Here is an 11,738-nt window from a genome sequence, read left to right on the forward strand (position 1 = left end):
CCTGGTCATGGCACTGACCTTCGCCCCGGCGGTGCTGGCGGTGTGTGTCCGGTTCGGCTGGCTGGATCCCAAGCGGGCCAACAAGACTCGCGGCTGGCGACGGCTCGGCACCGCCATCGTGCGCTGGCCGCTGCCGATCCTGGTCGCCGCCACGGCGATCGCGCTCATCGGGGTGCTCGCCCTGCCGGGCTATCGAACCAACTACGACAACCGTCACTACGTGCCGGCCGACGTGCCGTCCAACATCGGGCACGTCGCGGCCGAGAAGCACTTCTCCTCGGCCAGGATGAATCCCGACATGCTCATGGTCGAGGTGGACCACGACATGCGCAACGCGCGCGACATGCTGGTGCTGGACCGCGTCGCCAAGAACATCTTCCGGGTGCCGGGTATCGCACGGGTGCAGAGCATCACCCGCCCGCTCGGACCGCCGATGGAACACGGTTCAGTGCCGTTCCAGGTCAGCGCGCAAGGTGTGGCGATGCGGGAGAACCTGCAGTTCATCAGGGCCCGTCTGGACGACACCTTGAAGATGACCGATCACCTCAGCTCGATGATCGCGATCATGGAGCACCTGCACGATCTGAGCGTCCAGCTCTCCGACGCCACCCATAGCGCGGTCGGTGCCACGCACGACATGGAAGCGACCATGGCCGAACTGCGGGATCAGGTCGCCGATTTCGACGACTTCTTCCGCCCGCTGCGCAACTACTTCTACTGGGAACCGCACTGCTTCGACATCCCGGTGTGTCACGCCCTGCGGTCGGTGTTCGATGCGACGGACGGTTTCGACAAGCTGGCCGACAACACCAGGGCGCTGGCCACCGAGATGGACAAGGTCGACGGATTGACCCCGCAGATCGCCGCGCAGATCCCGCCGATGATCGGCATCTCCACACAGGTGCGGGATCTGATGCTGACGCTGCACAGCACCTTCAGCGGAATGCTCATCCAGATGGAGCAGATGACCGACACCGCATCGGCCATGGGCCAGACCTTCGACGAGGCCAAGAACGACGACATGTTCTACCTGCCGCCCGAGGCGTTCACCAGCCCGGACTTCCTGCGGGGCATGGAGCTGATGCTCTCACCCGACGGGAAGGCGGCTCGGATCCTCATCACCCACGACGTGGATCCGGCCACGCTGGAAGGCATTTCACATGTGGATGCCGAAATGCTGGCCGCCAAGGAAGCCGTCAAGGGCACCCCGTTGGCCAATGCCAAGTTCTACCTCGGCGGAACCGCGGCCACTTACAAGGACATTCAGGAAGGCGCGCACTACGACCTGTTCATCGCGGCCATCGCGGCGATCATCCTGATCTTCATCGTGATGCTGCTGATCACCCGGTCCCTGGTGGCCTCGATGGTGATCGTGGGAACGGTCGTGCTCTCGCTGGCCGCTTCGTTCGGCATGTCGGTGCTGATCTGGCAGCACATCCTGGGTATCGAATTGCAATGGCTGGTGATCGCGATGTCGGTGATCGTGCTGCTCGCGGTCGGGTCGGACTACAACCTGCTGGTCGTCTCCCGGATGAAGGAGGAGCTCGACGGGGGTATCAAGACCGGTCTGATCCGGGCCATGGGCGCCACCGGCGGAGTGGTCACCGCGGCCGGAATGGTGTTCGCGTTCACCATGATCTCGATGATCGCGAGCGATCTGCGCTCGGTCGGCCAGATCGGCACGACCATCGGCCTGGGCCTGCTGTTCGACACCTTCATCGTCCGCTCACTGATCACGCCGTCCATCGCGGCGTTGCTCGGCCGCTGGTTCTGGTGGCCGCTCAATGTTCGCAGCCGGCCGGCGCGCCCGACTCCGGCTGCACCGCAACCGGTTCCCGCTCTCGCCGGCGTCGGCGCTTCGAGCGACGCGCCGACCGTGGAGATCCCGAAAGGAACCCCATGACCGAGATCCTCACCCGCACCAGCCCATTCACCGAGCTGACCGCGCTGCGCGAACTGGGTCCGGAGCGCTTCGGCGCGACGGTTGATCCGATCTGGACCATCGGGCCCAAGGTGCACGGCGGCTGCATGATGGCGATCTGCGCGGCGGCCGCCCGTCGTTCCGTCCTCGCCGCCGGGGGCGGCGCCGAGTTGCAGCCGGTCGCGGTGAGCGCCAACTACCTGGCCGCGCCCGATCCGGGTGAGGTGCGGGTGAGCACGAGCGTGCGCAAGATGGGTCGGCAGGTGTGTGCGGTGGACGTGCAGCTGTCGCAGGCGGATCGGGTCGCGGTGACCGCCGCGGTCACCCTCGGGGTGCTCGACGACGGCGACCCGCGGCATCAGGAACCTCTGGCACTCACACAGATGCCGGCCGAGCCGACGGCCGAGGCTGTTCATGTGACCCCTGACCATCCCATGGGCCAGATCGTGCATGTCGCGCAAGGTTGCGACCTGCGGGTCGACCCTGCAGCGGCACTGTTCTTGAGCGGTCGACAGGGTGACCCGATCAATCGGATGTGGCTACGACCGTTCGCTGCCGACGAGGCCGACACCGACACGGCACTGCTGTTCGCACTGATGGCCGGTGACATCAGCGCGCCGGTGACGATGAACCGGGGGATGTTCGGCTGGGCGCCGACGGTCCAGCTCACCACCTATCTGCGTCGGCGACCGTCGCCGGGGTGGCTGCGGGTGATGGCCAGCTCGACAGTCATGGGCACGACCTGGTTCGAAGAGGACCACCTGATTCTCGATGCGAGCGGTGCAGTTGTCGTGCAGAGCCGGCAGCTGGCGATGATCCCGAAGGGGGCCTGAAACCAGCGGAGTCGCGCGATTGCTGCCATTGGCCGGTCAATTTCTGCCAGCGGAATTAACCGTCTTGAGCAGCGTGTTGTGGAAGTCAGACCGGGTAGGAATCCCCCGAACCGGTGGAGAGACGTCCGAACCGCGACTCCCACGCCACGGCTCGAACGCCCAGAACGAAGGGCTTCGACATGAAGAAGTTTGGTTTCGCCGGCATGATCGCCACTGCTTTCGCCGCCGCCATCGTCGGCCTGGCGGCTCCGGCACAAGCTGACATCACCCATCACCAGTGGGTGCACGACATTCAGCAGCACGCCAGCACCGGTGTCGTCACACCGATAGTCGGCAACGGCCGCTGATACCCGACACCAGCGAGGGGCGCCCATCCCGGGCGCCCCTCGCTTGTCGTTGGCGGGGAACCGCCGGAACGTATGGTGGCGGAATGACCACCACCCACCGACTGGCTGTGATCCCGGGCGACGGCATCGGTAAGGAAGTGGTCCCCGAGGGGCTCAAGGTTCTGGAGTCCGCGGCGGCGGCCTTCGGCTTCGCCATCGACTATGAGCAGTTCGATTACGCGTGCGCGGAGTACTACACCGACACCGGCGCCATGCTGCCCGACGGATGGTTCGAGGAGTTGAGCCGGTTCGATGCGGTCTACTTCGGCGCCGTCGGCTGGCCGGACGTTGTGCCCGACCATATTTCGCTGTGGGGCAGCCTCCTGCAGTTTCGCCGGCATTTCGACCAGTATGTGAACCTGCGCCCGGTCAAATTGATGCCCGGAGTGAAGAGTCCGCTGGCCGGGCGGGGGCCCGGCGACGTCGACTTCGTCGTCGTACGTGAGAACACCGAGGGCGAGTATTCGAGCATCGGCGGCAAGATGTTCGAGGGAACGGACCGCGAGACGGTGGTGCAGGAGACGGTGATGACCCGGGTCGGCGTCGACCGGATCCTGAAGTACGCCTTCGAGCTTGCTCAACGCCGACCAGGGAAGCACCTGACCTCGGCGACGAAGAGCAACGGCATCTCCATCACGATGCCGTACTGGGACGAACGCGTGGAGCTGATGGGTGAGCGGTTCCCGGACATCGAGGTGGACAAGTTCCACATCGACATCCTCGCCGCGAATTTCGTTCTGCATCCCGACTGGTTCGACGTCGTCGTCGCGAGCAACCTGTTCGGCGACATCCTGTCCGACCTGGGCCCCGCGTGCACCGGCACCATCGGCATCGCCCCCAGCGGAAACATCAACCCGGAACGGCGATTTCCCAGCCTGTTCGAGCCGGTTCACGGTTCTGCACCCGACATCGCCGGACGCGGAATCGCCAACCCCATCGGTCAGATATGGAGCGCGTCGTTGATGCTCGACCACCTGGGTGAGCGTGATGCCGCAGCAGCGATCCTCACAGCGGTCGAGGATGTCCTGGCCCGTGGAGGAGAGATCCTGACTCCTGACATGGGCGGAACCGCGACGACGGGCACGCTGGGGACAGCGGTCCGTGACCAGCTACAGGAGAATATTTCTGCTTCGCAGTAGGTCTCGGACGATCCGCTGTGCGTCAGGCCGACATCTTGCAGAGAAAGTCGGGCCCTCCGACGTAGACGATCCCGGACGGGTACGGTGCGGACGCGGCGCGGGCGATCGTCGTCGCCAACTCCCGGTCTGACATCATCTCGCCGGACACCACGGTGAAATCGATTCCCCGTCGGTCGAATTCGGAACGCATCGCATACAACGCGGTCTCACCGGCCCGCTTGCTCGCGGCGATCGGTCCGTAACCCTTCGGCACGGCCTTGTTGGGGAAGAAGTGCGCCTGGTGACTGGTGACGAACACGATCTGACCGCCCGCCGGCATCAGCGGCAGGGCCAGCGTGGCGAGCCGGCGCTGTGCGTCGCGGTTCAGCCGCATCGCGTAGCCCGGATCGGTTCCGAGCTCCAGCCCGGTTGATGCGTTGAGCACCAGGACGTCCAAGCGGCCGAACTCGCGGCCCACCCGTTCGATCATCGCGGCGGCGGCAGCCTCGTCGGAAATGTCGGCCCCGAGCGTGGAGGCACGACCGCCCGCACGGCGGATGGCGTCGACGACCGTGTTGGCGCGTTTGGCCTTCTCGCGGTAGTTGACGACGACGTGGGTGTCCGGACCGGCGAGCTGCTGGGCGACGTCGGCGCCGATACCCCGCGATGCGCCGGTGACAAGAGCGATCCGGGTGGCTGCTGCAGGCTGCATGTCGGGTTCCTTCCGTCACTGCCGAGGCGGTTGGTCCGGTTGACCTGCGAGAACACGATGGTTATGCCGTGCCACGACCGCCCTGAGCACCCACCGTACCCCAACTCTAAGAAAAATAAGACCCCTCTAAGGTCACGATAAGGGCTAGGTCATGTCGCGGCCGGGTTGCTGAGCGGTGGGGCCTAACCTGGCTTCATGGCTGGCCAACGGGTGCCCGGTGGAGTGGTGCACAAGTTGCCGGCGGACCTGCGTGAAGCCTTGATCGGCAATTCCACGGCGCTGGCCGCATGGCAGGACATCACGCCGCTCGCGCGCAACGAGTTCATCTGCTGGGTCGAGGACGCCAAGCAGCAGGCGACGCGCGAGCGACGGATCCGTCGGACACAGGAGGAGCTGGAGGAAGGTCAGCGGCGGCCCTGCTGCTGGCCCGGGTGCAAGCACCGCGAGCGCACCGGCAAGTAGCCGCCGCGGCCGTCACTACCGAATCGACAACCCGGTGATGGCCCGGGAGATCACCAGTCGCTGAATCTCGCTGGTGCCCTCGAAGATCGTGAAGATCTTGGCGTCGCGGTGCATCCGCTCGACCGGGTAGTCGCGGGTGTAGCCGTTTCCGCCGAGGATCTGAATCGCCTCGTCGGTCACGTACACCGCGGTCTCACTGGCCACCAGCTTGGCCATCGACCCCTCGGCGTTGTCGAAGGGCTGGTTGTTGCGAGCCATCCAGCCTGCCCGCCACACCAGCAACCGGGCGGCATCGATGCGGCTCTTCATGTCGGCGAGTTTGAACGCGACGGCCTGGAACTCGCCGATCTTGCGGCCGAATTGCTCACGCTGGCAGGCATAGTCGAGGGCGTACTCGTAGGCAGCGCGAGCCACGCCGACCGCCATCGCGCCGACCGAGGGCCGGGTGCGCTCGAAGGTCTTCATCGCGGCCTGGCCGCCCGCCGAGGCTCCCGACTTCACCCGGGCGATGCGGTCCTCGAACTTCTCGCGTCCGCCCAGGATCAGGTCCTCGGACAGCCGGACGTTGTCCAGCACGACCTCTGCGGTGTGCGAGGCCCGGATGCCGTGCTTCTTGAACTTCTGTCCCTGGCTCATGCCGTGAGTGCCCGGCGGGATGATGAACGTGGCCTGCCCGCGCGAGCCGAGTTCGGGATAGACCGAGGCCACCACGATGTGGACGTTGGCGATACCGCCGTTGGTGGCCCAGGTCTTGGTGCCGTTGAGCACCCACTCGCGGGTCGCCTCGTCGAAGCGGGCCCGGGTGCGGATGGCGCCGACGTCGGAGCCGGCGTCCGGCTCGGACGAACAGAAGGCGCCGAGCTGGGGTTCATCGGCGGTGCCGAACATCGGCAGCAGCCAGGTGCCGATCTGTTCGGGAGTTCCGTTGCCCGCCAAGGCTGCTGCGGCCAGACCGGTGCCCAGGATCGACAGCGCGATACCCGCGTCGCCCCAGAACAGCTCCTCGAACACGGTCAGCATGCCGAGTCCCGTGGGCTCGGTGGTCTGCTGGGCGAACAACTCGGGGGAGTACAGCCCCACCTTGGCAGCCTCCTGGATGACCGGCCACGGCGTTTCCTCGCGCTCGTCCCATTCGGCGGCCGCGGGACGCACGACGTCGGCGGCGAACTGGTGCACCCAGTCGCGGACCTCGATCACGTCTTCGCTCAGTTGCATGGAGAACGTCACGGTTGACTCCTGAAATACGTTGGCGGTCAGTTTTTTTGAGAGCGGTGTTGCTTGATCGTGCTGACGGTCTGGATGACCCAGGCCTCGAAGAAACGTTCGTGGTCGACGTTGCCCGGCAAGCGTCCGGTCAGCGCCTGCAGTGTCGCGGCATAGGACAGCCCGGCAATGGCGACCGCCGCGGTGGCCTCGGGATCGGGGATCTGGGTGCGGCCCGAGCGATTGGACGCGGCCAGTTCATCGGCGAACCGTTGATAGGCGTTGTCGGTGATGACCTGCCAGGTCTTTTCGTCGAGGTCCCCGAGTTCATCGGGTTCGCGCAACATGACCCGCAGCAGTTCCTCGCTCTGGGTGAGGTTGGTCCAGATCAGTTGCCCGGCGCTGCGAACCGCCTCTTCGACGGTCTTGGGATTGCCGGCGTCGTACTGCTCGCGGGCGCTCACGATCGCGTCGATGCGGTGCGTGACCGCGGACTCCAGCAGTTCTCGTTTGGAGCCGAAATGCTTGTACAACGCGCCCGACCCCGGCGCCAGACCGGCCGCCTGCTGGATATGGGCCACCGATGTCGCGGCATAACCCTTCGCGGCGAACAGCTTCAACGCTGTGGCCAAGAGTCGGTCCCGTCCGGTTGACACGGTGAGAGAGTACTCACTCACCAAATTGGGCTGCAAACTGCCCCCTCCTGTCCGCCGGATCGATAGGTTGACCTGGACTGTGTCGGTCTGAGGGGGAGGCGTGACGATGGCGATGCTGACACGAAACGACAAGATTTTGTGCGGCACCTATGCGGTGATCGCCGTGGTAGCGCTGGTCGCGACCTGGTGGAACAACATCGGCTACTTCACCACCGAAAGCACCAGCCTGATCGACTTCTTCCGGAGTGGCTATGCCAACTACGGATCGTCCTCACTGACCAACGATCTGCTGCTGTTCGGGCTGGCGGCGTTCGTGTTCATGGTTGTCGAGGCGCGCCGGATCGGTATCCCGAAGGTGTGGATCTACATCGTGCTCAGTGCGGTCATCGCCGTGAGTGTGGCATTCCCGCTGTTTCTGATCCGGCGGCAATTGGTGCTGGCGGATCGGCGGGTGCTGCAGCCAAGTCGCGATGGAAATTCGTAAAACCGTGGTCGCTGTTTAAACCAGCGCGGTCGTATTGATCCAGTCCCCGTAGGGCGCTGAGCGGCGAATCTTCTGTCGTACAAATGCGGTTGGGTTGGTGCTGCCGGACGCCGGTTCGCGTCGTATGTGGGCCGGCCTGCGGGCGGGAACGTGAAAGGCGGCTGTGGCGGGGCAGTCCGCTGCAGATCCGCGTGGGCGGGCCTTGGTGCGGGATGCGAACGTCCGCGGAGGCGACTGTCCACAGTCGAACCCGGTCCCTGGCGGCGGTCTCGCGTCGCGGGGCGCCGGAGGCCGGCCTCCCGGGTCCGTGCAGTCGCAGCTACCAATGAGCCTCCACGCCCGTGTTAGCCAGAACGTGACATGCGGGGACTATCTACCGGTCGCCGCCCGCGCCGACCGGAAATCACGAATTTGCCCAATTCGCATTGCCCAAAAATGGGAAACGCGCCGCCGATTTTGAATTGAATTTGGAGGGTAATTTACGCCCGCGTTTGTATACGGACTTCGCTATGAAGCTGCGCGGAACAGCCTGATGGGGCGGCGCATGACATGGTTTACTCTTCAACGACCAAGCTGACTCCGTGAGGCGTCATGCGTATTCGCTGCACCTGTACCGGGTGGGGTGATAGTGGAGGAGATCTACGATTTTTCGGTTTTTGAAGCGGTTGTGGATTCCGTTACTCGCGGTCGTGGTGATCTCCGCCGCGGGATTTACCGTTTCGCGCCTGCACACTATCTTTGGCAGCGACAAGCGTGCTACGTATGCCGACACCCAGGTCAATGATACGAAGCCATTCGACCCCAAGAAGCTGAAGTACGAGGTATTCGGTTCGCCGGGAACCGTGGCAAATATCAGCTATTTCGATGTGAATGCCGACCCGCAATTTATCAAGAAAGTCAGCCTGCCCTGGATTCTGGAATTCGATATCACAAAGACCACGGCTGTCGGAAGCGTCATGGCGCAAGGGGACAGCAATAATATCGGCTGCCGGATCACCGTCGACAATGAGGTCAAGGCCGAGAAGTCCTCGGATCAGATAAATGCCTTTACCTCGTGTCTGCTGAAGGCTGCATGAGCGATAAAAACATGGATACAGACCAACAACGCAGGCCGCGACTGGCTTCGGTGATTCGCCGGTTCTCCCCCCTGATCATCCTGGGGTGGGTGGCGATCACGGTGCTGGTGACTGTGGCCGTCCCTCCACTCGAGGTGGTCGAGCGCGACCATTCGGTGTCGCTCAGCCCGCCGGATGCGCCGGCGGTCAAGGCGATGACCCGTATGGGCGAGTTGTTCAAGGAGTCCAACTCGGAGAGCGTGGCAGTCATCGTCCTCGAGGGCGAGCAGCCCCTCGGCGACGACGCCCACAGGTACTACGACAGCCTCGTCAGTCAGCTGAAGCAAGACCCGGAGCACATCCAGCACATTCAGGATTTCTGGGGTGACCCGCTCACCGCCGGTGCCGCGCAGAGCGCCGATGGCAAAGCCGCCTACGTGCAGTTGAACCTGCACGGAAGTTTCGGACAGGCCGCGGCGAACGAATCGGTCCAGGCGGTCCAAGATGTCGTCAAGCGCACGGAAGCGCCGCCCGGGATCACGACCTATGTCACCGGTCCGGCCGCGATCGTCGCCGACATGGGTCAGAGCGGCAACCGCACGGTCATCCTCATCACGCTGGTGAGCATCGGGGTGATCTTCCTGATGCTGCTCCTGCTCTACCGATCATTCATCACCGTCATCATCCTGCTGTTCACCGTCGGGATCGAGCTGCAAGTGGCCCGCGGGTGCGTCGCCTTTCTCGGCATGCACGGTCTCGTGGGTCTCACCACCTACGTGGTCAATCTGCTTGTCTCGGTGGGCATTGCGGCCGGAACCGACTACGCGATCTTCTTCACCGGTCGATATCAGGAGGCCAGGCAATCCGGTGAGGATCGAGAGTCGGCGTACTTCACCACCTACCGAAGCGTCGCCAAGGTCGTCCTCGCCTCCGGCGTGACGATCGCGGGAGCGATCGCCTGCCTGAGTTTCACGCGGCTGCCGTACTTCCAGCCGCTCGGAGTCCCCGGCGCGGTAGGCATTCTGATCGCGGTTGCGGTCGCGCTGACGCTGGTGCCGGCCTGTATCACGGCGGGCAGCCGGTTCGGCATCTTCGACCCCAAGCGCCCGGTCGTCACTCGCCGATGGCGGCGCATCGGTACCGCCGTCGTCCGGTGGCCGGCCCCGATCCTGCTCGCCACCCTCGCGGTGGCCCTCATCGGGTTGTTGACGCTGCCGGGGTACAACCCGAGTTATAGCGACCAGAAATACATTCCGCAGGACATTCCGGCCAACCAAGGGTTCGCGGCGGCCTCTCGCCATTTCCCGGAATCGAAGATGACGACGCCCGATCTCCTGTTGGTCGAGGCCGATCATGATATGCGGAACCCAACCGATTTGCTGATCTTGAACAAGCTGGCCAAGGCTGTTTTCGCGGTTCCCGGAATTGCGAATGTGCAATCCATAACGCGGCCGGAGGGAACTCAGATCGAACATTCTTCGATCCCGTTCATGCTGAGCATGTCCAATGCCAGTCAGCGCCTCTCCCTGCCGTTCCAGAAGGAGCGGATGGAGGATCTGGTCAAACAGGCCGACGATATGTCGACGACGATCAGCCTCATGCAGCGGATGTACGAACTGATGCAGCAGATGGTCGGCACCACTCACCGCATGGTCGGTACCACCCATGAACTGCAGTCCGATATGGGTGAATTGCGCGACCATATGGCGGATTTCGACGATTTCTGGCGACCGCTACGCAATTACCTCTATTGGGAGCCGCATTGCTTTGATATTCCGCTCTGCTGGTCGATCAGATCGATATTCGACGGGCTCGACGGTATCGATGAGGTGACCACCAAAATGCAGGGATTGGTCAAGGAACTCGACCAATTGGACCTGCTCATGCCGCAGATGCTGCTGCAGTTCCCACAGATGATCGCCACCATGCAGAGCACGCGAACCATGATGCTGACGATGCACAGCACGATGTCGGGACTCTTCACCCAGATGGATGAATCCAGCGACAACTCCACCGCCATGGGTAAGGCCTTCGACGCGTCGAACAACGACGACTCGTTCTATCTGCCGCCGGATGTCCTGGAGAACAAGGACTTCCAGCGCATCATGAAGATCTTCCTGTCCCCGGACGGGAAGGCCGCGCGCATGCTGATCACTCAACGCAGCGATCCCGCGACGCCGGAAGGCATTTCCCGGGTCGAGCCGATGCGGATCGCGGCGGAGGAGGCGCTCAAGGGCACCCCGCTGGAGAGTTCCAAGCTCTACCTGGCCGGTACCGCGGCGGGAGTGAAGGATCTGGTCGACGGGTCCAAGATCGACCTCATGATCGCGGGCGTCACCGCCCTGGCGCTCATCTTCCTGATCATGGTGCTGATGACGCGTAGCTTCGTCGCGGCACTGGTCATCGTGGGTACGGTCGCGCTGTCACTGGGGGCGTCCTTCGGCTTGTCCGTGCTGGTGTGGCAGTACATCCTCGGGATCCAGATCAACTGGGTGGTACTGGCGATGTCGGTCATCGTCCTGCTGGCGGTGGGTTCGGACTACAACCTGCTGCTGGTCTCGCGGATGAAGGAAGAGCTCCACGCGGGCATCAACACCGGCATCATCCGGGCGATGGCGGGGACCGGCAAGGTCGTGACGGCGGCGGGTCTGGTGTTCGCGGCCACGATGGCGTCGATGATCGTCAGTGACCTGCTCACGATCGGTCAGGTGGGCACCACGATCGGCCTGGGATTGCTGTTCGACACGCTGATCGTGCGCGCGTTCATGACCCCGTCGATCGCAGCGCTTCTGGGCCGCTGGTTCTGGTGGCCCCAGCAGGTGCGTCCGCGCCCGGCCAGTGCGATGCTGCGGCCGATGGGCCCGCGTCCGCTGGTGCGCAACCTGATGTTGAGGGATTAGCGGCGGCT

General features: G+C 64.0%; 11 protein-coding genes. 8 read left to right on the forward strand and 3 right to left on the reverse strand.

Annotated features, from left to right (window positions below):
* The 4 genes from TX88_RS34915 to TX88_RS04840 all read left to right on the forward strand — a co-directional run.
* The coding region (locus tag TX88_RS34915; RefSeq protein ID WP_244438361.1) for an MMPL/RND family transporter at positions 1 to 1,903 on the forward strand (1,903 nt) is incomplete at its 5' end.
* A complete protein-coding gene (locus tag TX88_RS04835) occupies positions 1,900 to 2,754 on the forward strand; it encodes a thioesterase family protein (protein WP_044515043.1) in 855 nt (284 codons plus the stop codon). The genes TX88_RS34915 and TX88_RS04835, both read left to right, overlap by 4 nt.
* Positions 2,755 to 2,933: 179 nt before the next feature.
* Positions 2,934 to 3,101, forward strand: a complete 168-nt coding sequence (locus TX88_RS34490; protein ID WP_167333289.1) for a hypothetical protein — start codon at positions 2,934 to 2,936, stop codon at positions 3,099 to 3,101.
* Positions 3,102 to 3,184: 83 nt separating this feature from the next.
* Positions 3,185 to 4,279: a tartrate dehydrogenase gene (locus TX88_RS04840; protein WP_044515045.1), complete on the forward strand. Its 1,095-nt coding sequence runs from the start codon at positions 3,185 to 3,187 to the stop codon at positions 4,277 to 4,279.
* 22 nt (positions 4,280 to 4,301) lie between these two features.
* Here TX88_RS04840 and TX88_RS04845 read toward each other — a convergent pair whose 3' ends face one another.
* Positions 4,302 to 4,970, reverse strand: coding sequence for an SDR family oxidoreductase (locus TX88_RS04845; protein ID WP_044515046.1), 669 nt, complete (start codon positions 4,968 to 4,970; stop codon positions 4,302 to 4,304).
* A 195-nt stretch (positions 4,971 to 5,165) separates the two neighbouring features.
* Here TX88_RS04845 and TX88_RS04850 point away from each other — a divergent pair, with 195 nt between their 5' ends.
* Positions 5,166 to 5,432 (forward strand): YdeI/OmpD-associated family protein, encoded by a 267-nt coding sequence (locus TX88_RS04850; protein WP_044515048.1) that lies wholly within the window; start codon positions 5,166 to 5,168, stop codon positions 5,430 to 5,432.
* A 15-nt stretch (positions 5,433 to 5,447) separates the two neighbouring features.
* Here the strand turns inward: TX88_RS04850 and TX88_RS04855 are convergent, their stop codons facing one another.
* A complete protein-coding gene (locus TX88_RS04855; protein WP_044515050.1) occupies positions 5,448 to 6,659 on the reverse strand; it encodes an acyl-CoA dehydrogenase family protein in 1,212 nt (403 codons plus the stop codon).
* Between the two features lie 26 nt (positions 6,660 to 6,685).
* The gene (locus tag TX88_RS04860) at positions 6,686 to 7,291 is read right to left on the reverse strand and encodes a TetR/AcrR family transcriptional regulator (RefSeq protein WP_044519104.1); all 606 of its coding nucleotides are present in this window, start codon (positions 7,289 to 7,291) and stop codon (positions 6,686 to 6,688) included.
* A 106-nt stretch (positions 7,292 to 7,397) separates the two neighbouring features.
* Here TX88_RS04860 and TX88_RS04865 point away from each other — a divergent pair, with 106 nt between their 5' ends.
* The 3 genes from TX88_RS04865 (at position 7,398) to TX88_RS04875 (ending at position 11,730) form a co-directional block, all read left to right on the forward strand.
* A complete protein-coding gene (locus TX88_RS04865; RefSeq protein WP_209446951.1) occupies positions 7,398 to 7,775 on the forward strand; it encodes a DUF2834 domain-containing protein in 378 nt (125 codons plus the stop codon).
* Between the two features lie 656 nt (positions 7,776 to 8,431).
* Entirely contained in the window at positions 8,432 to 8,851 is a 420-nt protein-coding gene (locus tag TX88_RS04870; protein ID WP_044515052.1) for an MmpS family transport accessory protein, read from the forward strand.
* The gene (locus TX88_RS04875) at positions 8,848 to 11,730 is read left to right on the forward strand and encodes an MMPL/RND family transporter (RefSeq protein ID WP_044515054.1); all 2,883 of its coding nucleotides are present in this window, start codon (positions 8,848 to 8,850) and stop codon (positions 11,728 to 11,730) included. Before TX88_RS04870 ends, TX88_RS04875 begins: the two co-directional genes overlap by 4 nt.
* The last annotated feature ends 8 nt before the right edge of the window (positions 11,731 to 11,738 follow it).

This window comes from Mycolicibacterium septicum DSM 44393 (assembly GCF_000455325.1).
Lineage (GTDB): Bacteria > Actinomycetota > Actinomycetes > Mycobacteriales > Mycobacteriaceae > Mycobacterium > Mycobacterium septicum.